Here is a 21,765-nt window from a genome sequence, read left to right on the forward strand (position 1 = left end):
AATATCTTTGCAAGGATTCTGTTATACTAATTCAAGCCTGATTAATTTGAGATCAACTATTCAAGTTATACTTCGTTATTTATTATTAAGCTGCACTTTTTGCCTCGGCTTGTCGTCTTGCAGTTCGCAAAAAGAAACTGTGGCCAGCCGTGGTATGCAGAACCTAACCGCTCATTACAATATTTTATACAATGCTAAAGTACTGATTAATGAAAGCGAGCAAAATATACAATTAGCTTATGCAGACAACTACGATCGGGTGATATCAGTTTATAAGGAACCGAATGAAAGTATTTCTCAGTCTGAATTAAAAAAACTAGATGATGCAATACTAAAGGCTAATACCATCGCAAATCAGAAATCATTAAGTAAATATGTAGATAACGCTTACTTTTTAATTGGGAAAGCCAATCATCTAAAATCCAACTTTTACAATGCCGTTGAATACTTTAATTATGTTTACTTAAACTATCCTAAAGAAAAAGAGCTCAAACAGGCATCATTGGCATGGAAAACAAGATCTCTTATAGCCTCTAATAGGTTAGAAGAAGCTGAAGCATCGATTGATTCAGCTCTTAGATATATCGGCTCAGAAAAAAAATCAGTAGCAGATGTTTATGCAATTCGGGCACAACTTCACATTTATGCCAAAGAGGATGCAGAAGCTATCACGCTACTTGAAAAGGCAATAAAATCAGCAGTAAACAAACAAAGTAAAATACGGTGGACCTACCTTATAGCCCAACTTCAGGAAATTAATGACCTTCAAAAGGATTCATATTTGAATTATACCAAGGTTTTAAAAAGCAATGCCCCATTCGACATGGCATTTAACGCAAAACTCAGTTCAATTAATTTGAGAAATAAGTTGAGTGGCGATACCAGTAGCCTGATTAAGCAGATTGCCGCAATGCTAAAAGATGATAAAAATAGCGATTTTAACGATCAGATCTACTTCCAGATGGCTAATAGTTATGCCGATGCCAACAGTATTGATAAAGCTATTGAAAATTACAATTACGCCATTTCAAAAAGTACAAAAAATGGTACTCAAAAAGGCCTCAGCTACCTTAAGCTAGCAGAGATCTATTTTAATCAAACCGATTACGTTAAGTCAAAAGCTTATTACGATAGCACACTGTTAGCACTCCCAAGCAGTTACCCCGACTATGCATTTTTAAAAAAGAAAGCAGATAATCTGGAACTTCTGGCCGATCGTTTATCTATCATTGCCCGTGAAGACACCTTGCAAATGCTTGCTGGGTTGCCTGAATCTGACAGAACTAACAAAGTTATTTCCTTGGTCAAACTTGAAGCACTGAAAGTGCAAACAAGAATAGCCAACAGTCAATCAGGTGGATTTTCTAGCAATCAAATCAGTAGTACCAGTGGCGACAGTAAATTTTATTTCAATAATTCTATTGCCTTAAATCAAGGTCTTGCAGATTTTAAAAAGAGATGGGGCACCCGGAAATTAGAAGATAACTGGAGAAGAAGTCAGAAAACTACGAGTGATATTTCTAATGGGACAAACTCGTTTCAAACTTCCGATAAAGATCCTTTTCAACAATCAAAAATTGCAGATGATGCAGCGAACCTAGATTCATTGCAAAAGAAATTAACTGAATCTATACCGCTTAGTAATGAGATGAAACTGGCATCCAACCAAAAAATCTCTTCTGCGATGTATGATATCGGCAATTATTATCGAGAAGTATCTGCAGATACGGCAGAAGCAGTAAAAACATATGAACAATTGCTTAAACGATTCCCAGAAAACTCAAATCAACTCGCTGTATATTATAATTTGTACAGACTATATCGCAATGTAAATGCAAAACGATCTGATGAATACAAAAATATTCTGCTGGATAAATACCCTGAATCTCCATTTGCAAAAATTATTATTGATCCTGAATATAGCCAGAAAGCTGATGAACAGGAGCTGGCCTTCAACCGCTTTTATAATGAAGTGTATAATTTATATACAAGCAAGAATTATGCTGATGTATTGAAAAGGGTTGAACAGCAAAAATTGCAATCAAGTGCTAAAAAATTATCAGTTCAGTTAGCTTATTTAGCATCACTTGCACTCGGGCACTTGCAAAAACTTGATCGGCTTGAAATTGCCTTTAAAAATATGGTAACATCTAACCCAGATGATCAATTTATTGTTCCTCTAGTTAAGCTGCATCTGGCCTATATTGATTCGAATAGAACCAGCATGTCGAGTCGTGTTTTTGCTTTGCTTGATAATGATTCAAAGGAAGATACGTTTATTGAAGAACCAGTTTTAGAACAAGTTGCAGATGTAAAGCAAAATACGGTACAGAAAACTGCTGCCAGTACAACTAGTGCAGCGGCTGTGCCTGAAAAAGCAGTGGTTTTTGAAGCAAAAAAGGAGGACATAAAGCCTGAGATTCCAATAGCAACTACGTTTTTTGACCTTGAAGAATCTGCTGACTTTTATTTTGTTGTCAATGTTGCAGACCCCTCGGTTAATTTAAGCTCATCGCGATTTGGTATTGGGCAATTTAATAGGGTGAACTTACCCAGCACTGTTATTAAACATCAATTAAAATCTATTACTAACCAAAATCAACTGATATTTGTTGGCCCTCTTTTAGGTTTAGAGGCAGCAAAAAATTACTTTAATCAAATCAATCCTCTGATTAGGGATATTATGAAAATACCTAGTGCTAAATACAGTACCTTTTTTATAAATAAACAGAATCTAGATAAGATCAGCGATAAAGAAACACTTGACCGTTATGTTGAATTTTATAAAAAGAACTATTAACAATAAGAATTTATGAATACCCAATTAACGCAGCAGGAATTAAATCGATATACCATCCGGTTTTGGAAATGGATCATTGGAATTATTGCGTTTGGAGCAATCCTTATATTCAGCATCGGACTGGGTCTTTTTGGCAGGCTACCTGATCTAAGGACATTGGAAAATCCCAAAAGCAATCAGGCGTCAGAGGTGATTTCAGATGACAATGTCGTATTAGGGACTTACTATGTACAAAACCGTTCCAATGTGCGTTATGATGAAATTTCACCAAATGTTATCAATGCCTTAATTGCAACAGAAGATATTCGTTTTTACAACCACTCCGGCATTGATTTTAAACGAACCTTCACTGTCATATTCTATAACCTAATAGGAAAAAGGCAAGGGGCAAGCACAATTACACAACAACTTGCATTAAATCTATTTTCTAAAGAAGGTCGTTCAAAAAATTTCATCAAACGACTTGTTCAAAAATCTCAGGAACTTATCGTTGCGGTTAAACTTGAGCGTCAGTATACTAAAGAAGAGATCATTACAATGTACCTAAATACTGTAGATTTTGGATCATACAATACATTTGGGATCAAATCTGCCGCCAGAACATATTTCAGTACTACTCCCGACAAACTTGAGCCTGAACAGGCCGCAATTTTGATTGGAATGCTAAAAGGACCTTCACTCTATAACCCCTATCGCAATCCTGAAAGAGCACTTCTACGCAGAAATACAGTCATAGAAAATATGAGTAAGGCAAATTACATAAGTGATGCTGAAGAAGAACGGTTAAAAACAATACCCTTAAAACTTGTATTTAATCCTTCCGATCATAACGAAGGTTCAGCACCCTACTTCAGGGCTGTATTAAAGAAAGATATTCAACTAACCCTTGAAGAGAACTCTATTTACAAAGCTGATGGTACACCGTATGATCTTGATAGAGACGGTTTAAAGATCTACACCACCTTGAATTCACATATGCAAAATTATGCTGAACAATCGCAGCAAGAATATCTTAAAACACTGCAAGTACAGTTCAATAATTCATGGAATGGCCGCGATCCGTTTAATTTCAAAGAGGCCAAAAGTCTTATTGATCAGGGAATGCGCCGCTCAGACAGATATCAGCAGTTAAAAGCAGAAGGTAAAACGGAAGAGGAGATCCTAGAAAATTTCAAGACACCAGCTCGCATGAGTGTTTTCAGCTGGCGAGGAGAAATAGATACACTCATGCGGCCACTTGATTCTATCAAATACTATAAACTGATGCTACGCAATGCCCTTATGTCAATGGAGCCTCAAACCGGCTATATTAGGGCATGGGTAGGAGGAACTAACTTCACCCATTTCAAATACGATCAGGTAAAAATGGGCACCAGACAGGTAGGTTCTACTGCCAAGCCTTTTACTTATGCCGTTGCCATTGGTAATGGTGGTTTCTCTCCTTGCTATACCGTTGCAAATGAACCTATAAGTATAGATGCTGGCGATGGCACGGTCTGGACTCCAAAAGCATATAATCCAATACCTGGCAACCTCACCCTAAAAAAGGCACTGGCAAATTCTCAAAACTATGTAACCGCCTACATGATGAAACAGGTAGGCCAAACTGCAGTTGCTACTCTTACAAAAAATATGGGAATAACAAGCGATGTTCCTGCGGTTCCATCAATTTGCCTGGGTTCATTTGATGCATCAGTATATGATATGGTTGGGGCTTATTCTGTCTTCGTAAACCACGGAGTATGGACAGAACCAATCTACCTATTGCGCATTGAGGACAAGAACGGAAACGTTATTTACGAACGTCGACCAAAGGTTAAAGTTGTACTAGATGAACAAACTGCTTATGTAATGACGGATATGCTTAAAGCTGTTGTTAAAGAAGGTACAGGAGTAAGACTAGGATGGAAATACAAACTAACAAACCCAATTGGTGGAAAAACTGGAACTACACAAAATAATTCAGATGGCTGGTTCATGGGAATTACTCCCGAATTGGTAACGGGAGTGTGGACAGGTGCCGAAGACAGAGCGATTCATTTCAGTTCAACAAATTTTGGAGAAGGTGCCAATACTGCACTTCCAATATTTGCGCTCTATATGCAAAAGGTTTATGCGGATCCTACGTTAAAATATACCAAAGGTGATTTTCCGCTACCCAAGGGAGGCATTGCAACTACAATTGACTGCGGAGCCTATACACAGCAGCAAGCTGGCGAATCTGAAGTGGATAAAAAGCTTGGTTTTTAGCAGCAAGCCTAGCCCTTATCTGATTAAACACCCTAATGAAAAAATTTGATTACCGATCTGACTTAAAAAATATACCCCAGAAACCTGGGGTATATCAGTTTTGGTCTGAATCTGAAGAATTAATTTACATTGGAAAGGCAAAAAATCTAAAGAATAGGGTTTCTTCCTATTTTAATAAAGATAATTATCGAATAAATGCAAAAACTAGAGTTTTAGTAAGTAAGGTTAAAAAAGTAACTTTTACTATTGTTGATACTGAAATTGATGCCTGGTTATTGGAAAATAGTCTGATAAAAAAACATCAGCCAAGGTATAATATCTTGTTAAAGGATGATAAAACATATCCCTGGATCATCATAAAGAATGAAAAATTTCCGCGTATATTCTGGACAAGAAAGATCATAAAAGACGGATCAACCTATTTTGGCCCCTATGCTTCTGTTGGCATGATGCATACCATACTTGGGATGATCAAAGAAATATATCCTTTAAGAACTTGTAGTTTACCTCTTTCACTTGAAAATATAAATGCCGGAAAATTTAGGGTATGCCTTGAATATCAGATAGGTAATTGCAAGGGTCCTTGCCAGGCTTTTCAAAAAGAGGAAGATTATGATCAGAGCATTTCAGAAATAAAGGACATCCTAAATGGAAAAACAGGTGCGGTGATCAAAAGACTAAGAAATCAACTTGATGCTTCAGTTGCAGAGCTAAATTTTGAGCTGTCACATAGACTTAAGTCTAAATATGATCTTCTGGCGCTTTACCAGAGTAAATCAACCATTGTTAATTCATCTATTACCGATGTTGACGTTTTCAGCATTGCAACAGACGAAAAACATGCATTTGTCAATTTTCTAAAAGTAATGAATGGTACCGTTATTCAAACCCAAACCCTGGAGATGAAAAAACGATTGGATGAAACCGACGAGGAACTTTTGAGCATAGCCATTACCGAATTCAGAACTAGATTCGATAGCCATTCGAAAGAAATCATCGTTCCCTTTGATGTGGATCTTCCAGACTCTGGAATAAAATTTATAGTACCTAAGCTAGGCGAGAAGAAAAAATTACTGGAACTATCACAGAAGAATGTGATATTTTTTAAACGCGAAAAACTGGATCAGTACGAAAAATTAAATCCTGAATTAAGAACCGACCGTTTGCTGGAGCAGATGAAAAAAGATTTGCGCCTCAATCAATTACCCAGACATATTGAATGTTTTGACAATTCAAATTTTCAGGGCAAATTTCCGGTATCAGCGATAGTAGTTTTTAAGGATACAAAGCCTTCGAAGAAAGATTATCGGCACTTTAATGTTAAAACAGTTGAAGGCCCCGATGATTTTGCAACGATGGAGGAAGCTGTATTCAGAAGATACCGACGAATGCTGGATGAAAAAGAAACACTTCCACAACTAATTATTATTGATGGTGGTAAAGGACAACTTTCTTCTGCCATAAAAAGTTTGAAAAAATTAGGAATAGAGAAGGATGTTACAATAATTGGAATTGCCAAACGCCTTGAAGAATTGTATTATCCCGGAGACCAATATCCAATGTATTTGGATAAAAAATCAGAAACCTTAAAGATCATTCAACAACTTAGGGATGAAGCACACCGCTTTGGTATTACATTCCACAGAAAGATACGAAATAAGGCAACTTTAGAATCTGAACTAGAACGAGTGCCCGGTATTGGAAGAACAACTGCAGAGAAGCTATTAAGGCATTTCAAATCAGTAAAGAAAATACGTGAATCGAAAGAAGTAGAATTACTAGCAGTATTAAATAAGAGTCAGGCAGTTTCGCTTTTAAACTACTTCAAACAATAAAGCCGACAAAAAATAAATTTTGCCGGCTTTTAAACTAGTTTAATAAGGTATGATTAGAATGACCAAAGATCATGTTCAAAGTCCATCAATGCTTTCTTTATCCGCTCCGACTCATAAAGGCGTTCAATTCCCAAGGCATAATCTTTAATCCGAAGATCTTCGGTATTAGATTCTTTCACAATATAACTTGAAAATATACGCTTAATAAAAATATCGTCATAACTCAGGCCTGTTGCATCATTACTTCGATTAACAACTGCTTTAGTAACTAAAAGATGACGAGCTTCAGGAAAATAGATCCAAAAAGCAGGCTGCTCATCAAATGCTTGACCAGCTGCAGAAATTCGAACCATCGGAGCAATTCCTACAATTCTTGGCTCAAATACAGATCGTTGCTTATCAAAGATCCAGTCTTCTTTAATACGGAATTTAATGATACTATCCGGATTGAACTCGCCAGCTTTAACCACTGTACCCGTCTGATTTCCATCTTTATCAAAAGTAGGAACCAATACACTATCCGCAAATCTTGCCATAGCATCCTCTGGTTTCAAAACAGCAGAAAACTCGTCGCCATTGACATCATTTTTTGTACTGCTTGCATCATATGCAGTAAGCTCACCCGCCTGAATCGCATCTGTAAGAATAGTAATTAACCTAGCCTTAGGAGATGCAAAAATCATATTCACCTTATCGCGAAGATCAATTTCTCTCCATACACGCTTACTGAACATCACATCAGATTCTCTTAAACCTGCATACGGAGATACCCTGGAGTTCAGGATATTTGTTTTTTGATAAAACCCATCAAGTGGCCTCTCAGCTGCTTTTGGCTTTGTACTATTAGTTAAATTTGGAGCCTGTGCACTCAGACGCAGAGTACCAGCTATAAGGATCAAGGCAAAAATTATCTTTTTCATACCAATTAATTCGCTTTAAAGGCCATTGGATCAAGCTGCCTTTGAGTCCCATCAGGACCCACAGCAACAATATCATCAAAAATTACACGGGTTCCAGGAGTTACCGCGGCAATTGCAGCACGCATTTGCGGGCTAAAAGTATTCCCTGTAGCTTGTAGCACTACAACGTCTGCACGTGGCCTGGCAATAACCAAACTAAATCTGGTTACATCAAATTTAGCATCAAAATCAAATTGATCAAGGATAGCAAAAATTGATGCTTGTGATTTTATTATAACAGAACTCAGGCTTCCACCTGTTTTACCGGCAAATTTCGCTTTTGGATCAGGTATACGCTTAACACGAAAATCACTAATGCCAATATTTTGAACTTTACCATTAATAGTTGCTGAGACATTTACTTTAGCAACAGAGCCTGGCGAAGTAACATTAACCGTATACTTACCATTAGACCCAGAAATAGAACCACCGCTGATTGTTACAGATAAATTCTCTTTAGGAATACCCGGTGCAGATACAGAAACAGGGTTAGGCACTCCTACATAAAACACATTCATCTTGTCAGGTGAAACTACCACAGACGGTCGGGCTACCTGATATTTTTGTTCCGGAGTGGTATAAGTTTTTATAGAACCATCTGTTTGCTTTACACGAACAGTACCTGTCCAGCTAAAAATACCTTCTTTACCCGTATTAACAGTATAGGTACCTTTACCTTCTTTTATTTGAAGTCTAGACCCTCCAACTGTAATATCCGGACTAGATTTTGAATCGGATGCAGTCAAGAAAACTTCAGCAGTATAAGGCTGACCCATAATTAAATAGGATGTTGGAGCAACTGCCACAGCTGAAAATTGATCCAGATTGACAACTGCAATATCCATTTTGCCAAGAATCCGTTTCACCACTTCAGATTCGGCATTCTTAGTATCTGCCTGTATTTTTGCTAATGCTGTAATTGCAGCTGTGAGCGGAATACCATCTCCAAAATTAGACTGTTCCCAACTTCTTGTAATACCACCACGACTTGGGGGATCTTTAGCTTCTAATGAAAAGCTGACGCTTTTTCGCTCTTTTTCATCAAGAAGTCCAAGTAATTTACTACGGGTATCGTTTATCTTTTTCTTAAGCTTAGAAGCACGATTATCATTGATCATTAAGCGAGGAGAAATATCAAGATTATCTCTCTTGCTGATGTCTCCAGTTGACTCATCGTAACCTCCACCTTCTTGTTCAAAAAGCTTTTTCAAATCTGCTACATAGATGTCTAGTTCATTGGTGTATGAACTAGCCAGTTTAGCCTTATCATAAATAGGTTTAGCCCTAACAGGTTCATCTTTGAGCTTAGTGGCCTCAAATGAAGCATAGGTTGCTTCAACACCGCTTTGAACATTTTGGGTTGAAGCGTTAAGACTATCTGTTAAATTTTTGAAAGCTTCTAAAATTGAATCACTGACATTCAGCGCTACTAAACCTAATAAAACAAGGTACAGTATTCCAATCATTTTCTGCCTTGGGGTTTGTTTACCTCCAGCCATGCAATTTTATTTAAAAATTTTAGATTTATAATACTTATACAACAGTTAAGATCTATTAGGCTGATTCATTGCTGACAACATATTTCCATAAATAGCATTTAGGGATGATAGGTTCTTAGCTAACTTACTTACTTCCTCTTTGAACTGTTTAGAATCTTCCATCGATTCATTGAAATTTTGCATGGTCAATGAAAGATTCTGATAGAATTTATTCATCGACTTTAAATGAGCGCTAGAATCTTGCAATTCTAATTCATAAACTGCATTTAATGCAGAAATATTTTTAGCTAGTGCGTTTATCTGATCGTGATAAGCCTTTGAATCAATATTTGTATTAGCCATTTCTCTTAGGCTAGATGTAGCATTTTCAAACGCTTGATTTAGATTATCAAAACTTCCAGAAGCAGTTTTTACTTTTGAAGCTAGTTCAGTTGTAGCACTTGCAGTATCGGCTATGCCTGATATTGCAGATACCTTATCTCCAAATGTGCGTAAACCGAGCCCAAGACTTTCGATAAGTTCAGGACCAATTTTAGCTTCTGTTAGCATTTGATCTAGTGCAGCAGTTGACGATTTTGAACCAGTTCCGCTTGAACGGGAAACTTCTCCTTGAAAATCCTCTTCAAGTTCGGGATATACCTTTGTCCAATCTGGATCTACGGGTTCTGACTGAAAACCCAAAACAAAAAATAAAATTGCTTCGGTTATCAAACCTATTGCAATCATATATTCGCCACCCTTCCAATGCAAAATCTTGAACATCAAACCAATGATTACAATGGAAGCACCCCAGGAAATTAAGGAGTTAAGACCTAGTTTGAATTTTTTCTTTTGAGCCATAATACTAGTTAAGAATAATTTAAGGAAAATTTAAATTTTAGCGCCTGTCTTTGATGTCACGACCCTGATATTTTGTGATGCAACGAAATCCGATATAAGATTTTGAAGTATCCTGATATTCAAAGCTACTTGCTGAATTTTGCAGGAAGTAACCTATATCTTTCCATGAACCACCGCGAACAACTTTACGTTTCAAAACTTCAGGATCATCTGATTTAGATTCATAGCTAAATGTTGGGTTTAACTCATGGGTGAATGCTGATGATGACTCGTCAAATGCAGATGAAGTCCATTCTGCAACATTCCCCGCCATATTATACAAACCATAATCATTCGGATAATACGCTTTTACGTTAACAGTGAATGATCCACCATCATCAATATAATTACCACGGCCTGGCTTAAAGTTAGCCATCAAACAACCTTTTGCATTTCTTATGTATGGGCCACCCCATGGGAAAGTTGTACCAACCCTACCACCACGTGCAGCATATTCAAATTCTGCCTCTGTAGGAAGTTCATAATCGGCTCTCTTTGGAAGGCGGCGACTATCTTTATACGATTCATTAAAACGAGTTCTCCAAACTGTAAAAGCACGTGCCTGACGCCAGTTTACACCCACTACAGGATAATTTGCATAGGCAGGATGTGAAAAATATCCCTTAACCATTGGCTCGTTCTGTGCATAAGCAAAGTCAGACAACCATACTAATGTATCCGGATAAACTCCAACAGTATCTCTTAGAATGAAATCAGAACGCTTTGAGGTTAGATTTTTTCGGCTATTGGCTGCATCTCTTAAATTCATGATGGCGAAATTATATTTAAGCATTCTCACATCAATTTCATTCCGATCAAAAACCCTATCATCTCCTTGGTAATACATGGCCTGTAATTTCGCTCCGTTTGCTGATGTACCTTTACCTTTCTTTCCACCCCATATAGCACTTCCGTTACCAACTTTCTTCCAGTCGATATATTTTTTACCTGCATCATTCGGGTCTACCTGTCCTTTTGGTTTAAGATAATACTGATCATCCTGAAGATAAGTAGAAATAGCAATTGAATCACGAACCCAGTTTACAAACTGACGGTATTCTTTATTGCTAATCTCAGTTTCATCCATGTAAAAAGCCTGAACAGTAACCTGCTTGTTCTGTGAAATTTGCGCAAAAGTTACATCTTGATCAGTCTGACCCATAATAAAGCTCCCGGCAGGAATGTAAACCATGCCATATGGAACCTCATTGTTTTTAAACTTCTTAGTTGCAACACCAACCAATTCCCCATTGCTTCCACCTTTACCACAGCTAGTTCCCATTATGACCAAAGCTGCAAGAGCGATAAAGTATATTTTTCTCATTTTAAACAATCCCAGTTTAGCATTCCCTTAAAAAAATAAGTTCGAATATAATAAAATTACATAATAGTATATACGATAAAAATAATCCAACTGCGTTCAAACAGAACATTTCTTATAAAAGCAAGCTTAAAACGCAATTAAATAATTATTATAACGGCAAAATAAAGCATCTATTTTGGATGCGGCAAACTATTTTTACGATACATTCCAATTCATTAAAAGATCAGCAAAATTTCAAAATAAATTTTGTTAAATTCTTCATTGGATCTGATTTTTACTTATTAACCTGTTTAATATATTGCTCTAACGCCATCGTCATACTCGGCGCTTCAGGTGTTGGTGCAGGTATATTCATAACTAATTCATGCTCAAGAACTGCTTTGTGTGTACTAGCTCCAAAGGCAGCAATACGGGTAAAATTTTGTTTAAAATCAGGAAAATTGATAAATAAAGAATGAATGCTGCTTGGACTAAAGAATGCAATCACATCATAAAACACCTCTGCTAAATCTGATAGATCACTGCAAACCGTATGGAATAACACGGCAGTTTTAAAATCATACCCGTTATCATTCAGGAATTTTTGAGTTTCTTCAGCTGCAACGTCAGAGCATGGGTATAGAAATTTCTCAGTTGTATGCTTTTTCAGGACCTCTGCAAGCTCGGCAGCAGTTTGTTTCCCAAAAAATATTTTTCTCTTTCTATATTGAATGTATTTTTGAAGGTAAAGCGCAATCGTTTCTGAAATACAAAAGTATTTCATATCGGCAGGTACATCAAAGCGCACTTCTTCACAAATTCTGAAGAAATGGTCGGCTGAATTTTTGCTGGTAAAAATAACAGCTGTAAAATCTGCCAAATTGATTTTTTCTTTCCTAAATTCTTTTGCAGGGACACCCTCAACATGAATAAAAGACCTAAAATCAATTTTTAGATTATATTTTTTTGCCAAATCAAAATATGGCGACTTTTCGGAATCCGGCTTTGGTAAGGTAACCAGGATGCTTTTTACTTTCCTTGGTTTCTCGGTTGAAGATACTTGCATATTTGTCATGGGGCTTAATACCCAAGTGCTTTAAATAAGATTATTAAAGGACAGAATTCGAGGGCACAAAGATAAATAATTAAATAAACTTTAGGAAACTTGTAATTAGATAAAATATTAGCCCCCGCCCGAAGAAACTGGAGGAGGAAAATTAGTATGATCATTGCTAATCCAATATAGCTGTAAATAATTGCAAATCGATAACTTGTTAAGCTAAAAGCAATTATTACGGGTAGAAATAGAATAGCGGCATTGAAATAGCTAAGGTATAAAACAGATACGTACTCTCTGACCAAACGCTTTACATCGAATAGAAATCCCAATATCCGCAAGACTATGATTTTTAGTGTGAACAAGCCAACAACTACCGCCGATAAGTAAATAAACAATTCAAATCCTTGAGCTGGATAAGAAATTTCTAAATATTTCCCAGATAAATAAAGGTATAGGCCAGTGGTCAAACCAAATAAAAGATAGAGAAATATAAATGGCCAAGAACTAAATAAAGTATCTTCCTTATTAACCTTACCTAAAGCCTGATTACTATAAAAGGCATATACGATAGTGTTTAGCTCTGAAGGAAAAAAGAACCTGATTACCGCAAAAAATAAAACAAGAAATAAAACTACTGCAATGACCCAGGTTTCTCTGAATGGCCTTGGGATACCTGCGTCATGCCTGACAGATTTCTTTTGAAATTTACCTGCCCAGGAATGAAAATCAAGATTGTCAACTTTATAGAGTGAAATAAGGCTATCCAAAAAACGATTAGGCCTACCAGGATCAGGTGCCTTTATCCAAACAGTAGAAAGGGAATCTTTAAAAGCGTTTACTGAATCTGTAAAGTTTTGCCTCTGCGCCACAGTAACTGAATCCAGGGGTCTGTTGTACTCCGGAACATTCAGCTTCCTGAAATTTGATCTGCTGCTGTCACTCTGAGCAAAAACAAATGGATTAATTAAGAATACTATCAGTATTAAACCGAAAAATCGCTTAATCATCCTTGGCTAAAATCCATAAAACCGAAAAACTCCATTCTCTCAAATTTCCACTTTTTTATTTTTGTTTCCTAAAATCTTTTTGAATTAAAAATTTGAATACAATTATTGATATCACAATGAATTGATTTTTAAAAGAAAATGGAAATTCTATATAGAATGGATAAAAAAGAATATTATTCTTTAAATTAAATATAAATTTGAATATTATTCTATTTTTATTAGTTTTAAAGAACAATGCATCATAAAGAGTACTTATCTGATAAAATTGATCTCGAAATTCTAAGCCTAATGCAGGAAAATTCGAGGATATCCAATGTTGATATTGCGCGCGTTTTAAATATGGCCCCATCTGCAGTGTTCGAGAGGGTCAAAAAATTAGAACAAAAGAAAATTATACTACACTATACAACCCGGCTAAATCCGGCTGCATTAAATCAAACCCTTATTGCTTTTGTTTACATTCAGGTTAACAAAGGAATAGGAAACAAAGATACTGGCATTGAACTTGCAAAAATTGCAGGGGTACAAGAAGTTCATCAAATTGCAGGCGATCATTCTTTTCTTGTAAAAATACGCACAGCTGATTCAGCATCTCTTTTAGAAATGATGCGAAACAACTTGAGTAAAATTCCTGATATTACGATCTCTAAAACCAGTATTGTTCTTGAAACCACTAAAGAAGAACAGCAACTATTAATCCCTAAAAAATAAATGTCTGCCTCAGAAACCAAATCCGCATCACCAATACTGGTAATTCTTGCATTTGCAATTGTTTATCTTGTTTGGGGCTCAACCTATTTATTTATTCAGATTGCCGTAAAGGGGTTTCCGCCATTTATTTTGGGTGCCTTTCGTTTTATTTTAGCAGGCTTGATCATGGCAATATGGTGTATTATAAAAGGCGAAAAACTAGTTGGTATCAAGGGCATCAAACACGCAGCTTTCAGTGGGATATTACTTCTGTTTTTTGGAACCGGAATTGTTATTTGGGTGGAACAAAGCATGCCAAGTGCCATGGTTGCCATTACAGTTTCATCTGCACCTTTATGGTTTGTATTACTTGACAAACCTAAATGGTCTGAAAATTTCAAAAGTAAATCGATTATTGCCGGAATGCTTATTGGACTGGCAGGGGTGATTTTACTCTTTAGTGAACAAATTTCACAGATTTTTTCAGTACCAGAAAGCACTCCTGTAAAAATGAGCAGTATGATACTATTGCTATTTGCTGCCATTACCTGGGCAGGGGGGTCACTCTATTCAAAATACAGATCTGCAGAAGGGCCGATCATTGTTTCAACAACCTGGCAAATTATGGCTGCAGGAATTGCCTTTATTCCAGGTATTTTCATTCGCGATGAATTCAGTTCATTTCAATGGCGAGAAGTGCCGTCCGATTCATGGTTCGCACTTGCTTATCTGGTAAGCATGGGTTCTATCGCTGGCTTTAGCGCGTATGTATGGTTACTACAGGTACGAACTGCCATGCAGGTTAGTACACACTCGTATGTAAACCCTGTTGTAGCTGTGCTTCTTGGAGTATTTTTTGCAAATGAAAAAATTACTGGTATCCAGATCGCAGGGCTTTTCATTATCCTGGGAAGTGTGTTCCTGATTAATATGGCTAAGTATCGAAGAGAAAAATTAGCCGAAAGAGTTAGAAATTCCTAGCTATTGCAATTAATTGGCTCTGCCGGTATTTGTTGTAGATTTGCACCATGGCCGGAATTTATCTCCACATCCCTTTCTGTAAAAAAGCCTGTCACTATTGCGATTTCCATTTCAGCACATCGCCACAGTACAAAGACCAAATGCTCCAGGCATTAAGTCAAGAAATAGACTTAAGAAAAAATTATTTAGCCGGAGAAACGATAGAAACGATTTATTTTGGCGGCGGTACACCATCATTACTCAGCGCCGATGAGATACAAATCCTAATTGGAGCAATAACTGACCTGTATGAAGTTTCTCCTCAAGCTGAAATTACCCTAGAAGCAAATCCAGATGACCTGAATCCTCAAAAAGTGAGAGAATTTCGGCAAACCCTGATCAATCGTTTCAGCATTGGTATACAATCATTTTTTGAAGAAGACCTAAAATGGATGAATAGAGCCCATACCGCTCGTGAAGCCCAAGGCTCCATCAAAAGAGTTCAGGATGCAGGTTTTGAAAATATTACAGCTGATCTGATCTATGGGTTTCCACTGCTTAGCAAACCCAAATGGGAACATAATATTCAGCAGCTCATTGAATTAGATATACCTCATATTTCTTCTTATTCCATGACGGTAGAACCTGCAACAGCCTTGTCATCGTTTATTAAAAAAGGCGAGCAAAAGCCAATGGATGAAGGCCAAAGCACTACTCAGTTTCTTATTCTAATGGAACAACTTACAGAAGCAGGTTTCGAACATTACGAAATTTCAAACTTCGCAAAACCGGGTTTGTACTCTAAGCATAATTCAAACTATTGGGAAGGGGTGTCATATCTGGGCATAGGGCCTTCAGCACATTCGTTCAATGGTGAAAGCCGGCAATGGAATGTTTCAAATAATTCCAAATACATTGACCAGATACAGCTGAAAAAAATACCGGCAGAAATGGAAGTGTTGAGTACCGAAAACCGCATCAATGAATATATAATGACTTCATTGCGCACAAGTAAGGGAATGAGTTTACAAAAAATTACTGAACACTTTGGCTCTGACTATTCAAAAGAAGTAAGAAATGGTTTGGAACCTTTTGCCGATAAAAATTGGATTAATTTAAATGATCAGATCGTAACTTTAACAACAGATGGGAAACTCTTTGCTGACCATATTGCCTCAGAACTATTTATAAATACCTAAATTCTATGGATATCAGGAACAAAGTTATTTGGATAACAGGTGCATCAAGCGGAATAGGTGAAGCACTAGCTTATAAACTTAATGAACTAGGAGCCAAACTCATCCTCTCATCCAGAAACAGAGAGTCTTTATATGTGGTAAAAAGTAAATGCAAGATCAATCAACTTGATATACATATACTTCCACTCGACCTTGAAAACACCGATTCCTTAAAAGAAGTGACTGCTTCTGCAATCAAAATATTTAATAGAGTTGATCTAATTATCCATTCTGGAGGTGTTAGCCAGCGTTCACTTGCGCTAGAAACTGATCTGAATGTTGCACAAAGGATTATGAACATCAATTTTTGGGGAACTGTAGCACTTACCCAGAGTATTTTACCATTTATGTTATCCAATAATACCGGTCATATTGTTGTAATCAGTAGTCTGGTTGGGAAATTCGGAACAAAATTTCGTTCGGCATACTCGGCCTCTAAGCATGCTCTACATGGCTATTTCGATTCATTAAGAACAGAAATAGACCCTAAAATAAAGATTAGTATTATTTGCCCAGGTTTCATTAAAACCAATGTCACCATCAATGCTTTAACCGCAGATGGAACAAAACAAAATAGTATGGATGATGCCCAAGCCAATGGCATGCCAGCAGAGCTATGTGCCTTAGAAATAATAAAGGCTATTCAAGCAGAAAAAGAAGAAGTTTATGTAGGCGGAAAAGAAAAATACGCCGTACTGCTAAAAAGATTTCTGCCAGGCCTATTCTCTAAAATTGTACGTAAAGCCAAGGTTACCTGATCCATTAACTTGAATGATCAGAAATTACCTTCCAATGGCCTTTGATCTTTTTCACAAGTAAGGTGAAAAACCCCTTGGGTTCATCCTTTTCTCTCTTTAAATGCCAGGCTCCAAGTACAAATGCATAATCTGTGGCTATCATTTTAATTTCTTTTATATCAAAACTTAAATAACCCATAGCCGATTGGTTAGGATAACTCTTTTTATAATTTTCAAGGGTATTATTCCAACCATATTGAGGTCCGTTTTTTCCAACAAAAAGCAATGAATCTGACTGATTATAACCTTGCATATATTCATTTAAGTCTCCTCTGTTCCATGCCTGTCTTTGGTCTTCTAGTAGTTTAAGAATTAAGTCATTTTGGCTCCTTTGAGCATACAAATTGATAGCAAACACTAAGAATAACGAGGAGATAACTAGTTTTTTCATGCCTAAAAATAAAGTTTTAAGAGAACATTTTTAAAGTATCTGAAAATAGAGTGTTCAAGCAAAATCTGCACAATCCTTTATTTGACACATCCTTAACATTAATAGCCGTTTAAACCTTTAACTTTAACCTTTCAAAAATCAAAGCAATCAGATCGGATGCGGGGACATGCATTTTCAAAATTTATTCCGAATGAGCTTCCAAAAGGGGGCTTTGATGAACTATTGAAGCTATTTCTGGAGCTGCTCAATTACACTGCAGGCGATGCGAATGAAGCGATTGCCTGGTTAAATGAACTTGACAAACAGTACAAACTCACTAACGATGAGTACGGAATGGGCGATTTTATTGATGACCTCAAGAAGAAAGGCTATTTGGGTGATGACGACAAAAACCCCGGAGGTTTTAAAATAACGTCAAAAACTGAACAAAGTATCAGAAAATCTGCACTCGAAGAAATTTTTGGACAGTTAAAAAAATCGGGAAAGGGAGGCCACAACACTAATATTTCAGGCATCGGTGAAGAGAAAAATGCAGACAGAAGAGCGTATCAATTTGGCGACAGTGTTGACCAAATTGACATGACCGCATCGATACACAATGCGCAGATCAATCATGGCATTGGTGATTTTTCAATGACTGAAAGAGATCTTGAAGTTGAAGAAAAAGACTTTAAAACCATTACTTCTACAGTATTGATGATTGATATTTCTCATTCGATGATTTTATACGGAGAAGATAGAATTACTCCTGCAAAAAAAGTAGCGATGGCACTCGCAGAACTAATCAGAACTAAATATCCAAAAGACACCTTAGATATTGTTGTATTCGGCAATGATGCCTGGACCATAACTATAAAAGAACTACCCTATTTACAGGTAGGGCCATATTATACCAATACTTATGCAGGTTTAGAACTTGCCGTCGATTTATTAAGGAGAAGAAAAACTCATAATAAACAAATATTCATGATCACCGATGGTAAACCTACCTGTTTAAAAGAAGGTAACAAATACTATAAGAACAGTGTGGGATTAGACCGCAAGGTGGTTAATAAAACCTTAAACATGGCTGCCCAATGCAAACGACTTAATATACCCATAACCACTTTCATGATTGCACAAGATCCTTATTTACAGCAGTTTGTAAGGCAGTTTACTGAAATAAACGGAGGAAGGGCATTTTACAGTTCACTTAAAGGACTGGGAGAATATATTTTTGAAGATTACATTAAGAACAGAAGAAGAACAATTAGATAGAATTTCGATTTATGAATTTGCTTAAGATAAATACGCTCAAAGAACTCCGTGAATCTGGATATGTTTCCCGTTCGGTTAAAGAAGAACTGCGCGAAAACCTAATCAAGGAGCTTAAAAATAAAAACACCGTTTTAGAAGGCATCATTGGCTATGAGGATACCGTTATTCCTGACCTACAAACTGCCATTTTATCTCAGCATAATATTTTGCTTCTAGGCTTACGAGGGCAGGCAAAAACACGTATTGCACGATTAATGATTAATTTATTAGATGAATATGTACCCTATATTGAAGGTTCCGAACTATTTGAGGATCCTTTAAATCCTATTTCTTGGTTTGGACATCATATTTTAGAAATTAAAGGAGAAGACACACCAGTAGCATGGCTTCATCGTTCGGAACGATACACAGAAAAACTGGCGACCCCCGATGTTACCGTGGCCGATCTCATTGGCGATGTTGACCCGATCAAAGCTGCAACATTAAAATTAACCTATTCAGATGAGCGTGTGATCCATTTCGGATTGATCCCTCGTGCGCATAGAGGAATTTTCGTGATCAATGAACTTCCTGATCTTCAGGCGCGTATTCAGGTTGCTTTATTTAACATTCTGCAAGAAAAAGATATACAGATTAGAGGGTTTAAACTTAGGCTACCTTTAGATATTCAGTTCGTTTTTACAGCGAATCCTGAAGATTATACAAACAGAGGATCAATTGTAACCCCTCTAAAAGACAGAATAGAAAGCCAAATATTAACCCATTACCCGCGAAGCATAGATATTTCAAGGAAAATTACGCAACAGGAAGCCAAAATCACTCCTTCGCAGCGCACAAGTATTGAAGCTGATGGATTGGTAAAAGATTTGGTTGAACAAATTGCATTTGAAGCCCGTGATTCTGAATATATAGACAAAAAATCAGGGGTTTCGGCAAGGCTTACCATTTCTGCCTATGAAAATCTGATCAGCAATGCAGAAAGAAGAATGCTACTGAACGGTGAAGAAAATACCTTTGTCAGGATATCAGATTTCTTGGGAGTGATTCCTGCAATAACCGGAAAAATCGAACTTGTTTATGAAGGTGAGCTGGAAGGTCCAAGCAAGGTTGCCAATATCCTATTAGGCAAAGCAATAAAAACGCTTATGATCACCTATTTCCCTGATCCAGAAAAGTTAAAAAAGGCAAAATCGATCAATCCATACGCTGATATTATTAGCTGGTTTGCTGCAGGGAATACCATTAGCCTTATTGATGATCTATCATTAGGGGAGTATAAAAAATCATTAGAATCAGTTCCAGGACTAAAAAATGTAATAAAACAATTCCATCCGCGTCTAAGTGATAATCAGAAAGTATTACTCATGGAATTCCTACTTCATGGGCTAGCTGAATTCTCCTTAATCAACAAATCATTTCTAGATAAAGGGTTCAGCTTTGCAGACATGTTTAACAGCTTGTTTAGTCAGGAATTTGAAGATGATGAAGACGAGGATTATAATGATGATAAGGGACGATATTAATATCTCCTGATCACGGAATAAAAATTACTAATTAATGGGAAATCGAATTTTAGGATTAATAGTGATCAGCATACTGTTGATCTTTATTGATATTTATATTTACAGGGCTGTTCGATCAGTAAGCTGGAAGTGGAAGAATAACAAATACTTATCATTCACTTATATTTGGTGGGGGTATACCTTGTTACTGTTCATTGGAGTATTTATCAGTATATTTTTTAACATCAAATTCCTTCTCCGATCCATTATTTTGGTTGTTTTCTTTCTAACCTTCGTATCTAAAATATTCGTTCTTCCGTTTTTAATTACTGACGACCTGCGCAGGAGCTTGATCTGGATCAAAAGAAAGCTTAAAAGCAAACCGCGAGATGAAAACAGTGTGGATAGTACCAATCAGGAAAACATTCCAAGATCAGAATTTATAATCAAGGCAGGAACGCTTGTTGCCGCATTTCCATTAGCATCCTTAACCTATGGTGTTGTTTCTAGTGCCTACGATTATCGTATTAAACGAAAAACAATTTTTTTACCAAACCTTCCAAAAGCTTTTGATGGAATTACTTTGGGCCAGCTTTCTGACATTCACTCAGGAAGCTTTTATGATAAAAAGGCCGTATTGGGTGGTGTAGAAATGTTACTTAAAGAGAAACCTGAACTTATTTTTTTTACTGGTGATTTGGTGAATAATTTGGCATCAGAGATGAGAGATTATCAGGATATTTTCTCAAAAGTAAAAGCTCCCCTTGGAGTGTATTCAGTTCTTGGGAATCATGACTATGGAGATTATTTTTTTGGAAAGGGAAACTCAACTGCCAAATCTAAAAACCTAGCTGATCTTAAGGTAACTCATAAAAACATGGGATGGGATCTTCTGCTAAACGAAAACAGGAGAATAAAAATAGAAGGTGAAGAAATTGCAGTTCTAGGTATTGAAAATTGGGGGGTTGGCCGATTCGCAAAATACGGGCAAATGGATAAGGCGATTATAAACACAGATGATGTTCCGGTTAAACTACTTTTATCGCATGATCCATCGCATTGGAGGGCACAGATACTTCCTGAATATCCACAGATTGATGCCATGTTTAGCGGACACACGCATGGAATGCAATTCGGGATTGTTACCGAAAAATTTCAGTGGAGCCCTGCAAAATATGTTTATAAAGAATGGGCTGGACTTTATCAAGAAGGCGCTCAGCAATTATATGTGAACGTTGGATATGGCTTCTTGGGCTATCCTGGTCGTGTAGGAATGTTACCTGAAATAACGATATTTGAACTACGTCAGAGTAGTTCATGATCTGATTACGGGTTCAA

General features: G+C 36.8%; 17 protein-coding genes. 10 read left to right on the forward strand and 7 right to left on the reverse strand.

Translation table 11 applies throughout. The features are described 5' to 3' along the window. Nucleotides 1-139: 139 nt before the first annotated feature. The 3 genes from ACIQZ6_RS02105 to uvrC are packed head-to-tail and all read left to right on the forward strand — an operon-like array spanning nucleotide 140 to nucleotide 6,885. Nucleotides 140-2,800 carry a tol-pal system YbgF family protein gene (locus tag ACIQZ6_RS02105; RefSeq protein ID WP_395807725.1) on the forward strand — a complete coding sequence of 887 codons (2,661 nt, stop codon included), beginning with the start codon at nucleotides 140-142 and terminating at the stop codon, nucleotides 2,798-2,800. Between the two features lie 12 nt (nucleotides 2,801-2,812). Continuing rightward, nucleotides 2,813-5,050, forward strand: coding sequence for a transglycosylase domain-containing protein (locus ACIQZ6_RS02110; RefSeq protein ID WP_395807727.1), 2,238 nt, complete (start codon nucleotides 2,813-2,815; stop codon nucleotides 5,048-5,050). Nucleotides 5,051-5,085: 35 nt separating this feature from the next. Further along, the gene (gene uvrC / locus ACIQZ6_RS02115; RefSeq protein ID WP_395807729.1) at nucleotides 5,086-6,885 is read left to right on the forward strand and encodes an excinuclease ABC subunit UvrC; all 1,800 of its coding nucleotides are present in this window, start codon (nucleotides 5,086-5,088) and stop codon (nucleotides 6,883-6,885) included. Nucleotides 6,886-6,938: 53 nt separating this feature from the next. Here uvrC and gldN read toward each other — a convergent pair whose 3' ends face one another. The 6 genes from gldN to ACIQZ6_RS02145 all read right to left on the reverse strand — a co-directional run bounded on the left by gldN (nucleotide 6,939) and on the right by ACIQZ6_RS02145 (nucleotide 13,592). Next, nucleotides 6,939-7,805, reverse strand: a complete 867-nt coding sequence (gldN, locus tag ACIQZ6_RS02120; protein ID WP_395807731.1) for a gliding motility protein GldN — start codon at nucleotides 7,803-7,805, stop codon at nucleotides 6,939-6,941. 5 nt (nucleotides 7,806-7,810) lie between these two features. Beyond that, nucleotides 7,811-9,343: a gliding motility protein GldM gene (gene gldM / locus ACIQZ6_RS02125; RefSeq protein ID WP_395807733.1), complete on the reverse strand. Its 1,533-nt coding sequence runs from the start codon at nucleotides 9,341-9,343 to the stop codon at nucleotides 7,811-7,813. A gap of 45 nt (nucleotides 9,344-9,388) precedes the next feature. Then, nucleotides 9,389-10,183 carry a gliding motility protein GldL gene (gene gldL / locus ACIQZ6_RS02130; RefSeq protein WP_395807735.1) on the reverse strand — a complete coding sequence of 265 codons (795 nt, stop codon included), beginning with the start codon at nucleotides 10,181-10,183 and terminating at the stop codon, nucleotides 9,389-9,391. 37 nt (nucleotides 10,184-10,220) lie between these two features. Continuing rightward, on the reverse strand, nucleotides 10,221-11,546 hold the full coding sequence (locus ACIQZ6_RS02135) for an SUMF1/EgtB/PvdO family nonheme iron enzyme (protein WP_395807737.1): 1,326 nt from the start codon (nucleotides 11,544-11,546) through the stop codon (nucleotides 10,221-10,223). Nucleotides 11,547-11,820: 274 nt separating this feature from the next. Further along, nucleotides 11,821-12,600, reverse strand: a complete 780-nt coding sequence (locus ACIQZ6_RS02140) for a uroporphyrinogen-III synthase (RefSeq protein ID WP_395807739.1) — start codon at nucleotides 12,598-12,600, stop codon at nucleotides 11,821-11,823. Nucleotides 12,601-12,605: 5 nt separating this feature from the next. Then, complete coding sequence (locus ACIQZ6_RS02145) at nucleotides 12,606-13,592, reverse strand: DUF4271 domain-containing protein (protein WP_395807741.1); 987 nt, start codon at nucleotides 13,590-13,592, stop codon at nucleotides 12,606-12,608. Between the two features lie 234 nt (nucleotides 13,593-13,826). On the opposite strand from ACIQZ6_RS02145, the gene ACIQZ6_RS02150 reads away from it, so the two are divergent. The 4 genes from ACIQZ6_RS02150 to ACIQZ6_RS02165 are packed head-to-tail and all read left to right on the forward strand — an operon-like array spanning nucleotide 13,827 to nucleotide 17,238. Next, a complete protein-coding gene (locus tag ACIQZ6_RS02150) occupies nucleotides 13,827-14,303 on the forward strand; it encodes an Lrp/AsnC family transcriptional regulator (RefSeq protein WP_395807743.1) in 477 nt (158 codons plus the stop codon). Further along, nucleotides 14,304-15,263, forward strand: a complete 960-nt coding sequence (locus tag ACIQZ6_RS02155) for an EamA family transporter (protein ID WP_395807745.1) — start codon at nucleotides 14,304-14,306, stop codon at nucleotides 15,261-15,263. 47 nt (nucleotides 15,264-15,310) lie between these two features. Further along, on the forward strand, nucleotides 15,311-16,441 hold the full coding sequence (hemW, locus tag ACIQZ6_RS02160; protein WP_395807747.1) for a radical SAM family heme chaperone HemW: 1,131 nt from the start codon (nucleotides 15,311-15,313) through the stop codon (nucleotides 16,439-16,441). A gap of 5 nt (nucleotides 16,442-16,446) precedes the next feature. Continuing rightward, entirely contained in the window at nucleotides 16,447-17,238 is a 792-nt protein-coding gene (locus ACIQZ6_RS02165) for an SDR family oxidoreductase (protein ID WP_395807749.1), read from the forward strand. A 4-nt stretch (nucleotides 17,239-17,242) separates the two neighbouring features. Here ACIQZ6_RS02165 and ACIQZ6_RS02170 read toward each other — a convergent pair whose 3' ends face one another. Beyond that, complete coding sequence (locus tag ACIQZ6_RS02170; RefSeq protein ID WP_395807750.1) at nucleotides 17,243-17,668, reverse strand: YybH family protein; 426 nt, start codon at nucleotides 17,666-17,668, stop codon at nucleotides 17,243-17,245. Between the two features lie 156 nt (nucleotides 17,669-17,824). On the opposite strand from ACIQZ6_RS02170, the gene ACIQZ6_RS02175 reads away from it, so the two are divergent. Genes ACIQZ6_RS02175 through ACIQZ6_RS02185 form a run of 3 tightly spaced genes read left to right on the forward strand, consistent with a single transcriptional unit; the run spans nucleotide 17,825 to nucleotide 21,748 of the window. Beyond that, nucleotides 17,825-18,925 (forward strand): VWA domain-containing protein, encoded by a 1,101-nt coding sequence (locus ACIQZ6_RS02175; protein ID WP_395807752.1) that lies wholly within the window; start codon nucleotides 17,825-17,827, stop codon nucleotides 18,923-18,925. 11 nt (nucleotides 18,926-18,936) lie between these two features. Continuing rightward, nucleotides 18,937-20,448, forward strand: coding sequence for a sigma 54-interacting transcriptional regulator (locus ACIQZ6_RS02180; protein ID WP_395807754.1), 1,512 nt, complete (start codon nucleotides 18,937-18,939; stop codon nucleotides 20,446-20,448). Between the two features lie 34 nt (nucleotides 20,449-20,482). Next, nucleotides 20,483-21,748 carry a metallophosphoesterase gene (locus ACIQZ6_RS02185; RefSeq protein ID WP_395807756.1) on the forward strand — a complete coding sequence of 422 codons (1,266 nt, stop codon included), beginning with the start codon at nucleotides 20,483-20,485 and terminating at the stop codon, nucleotides 21,746-21,748. Nucleotides 21,749-21,765: the final 17 nt, after the last annotated feature.

Origin of the sequence: Daejeonella sp. (assembly GCF_044348475.1) — a bacterium.
Taxonomy (GTDB): Bacteria; Bacteroidota; Bacteroidia; order Sphingobacteriales; family Sphingobacteriaceae; genus Daejeonella.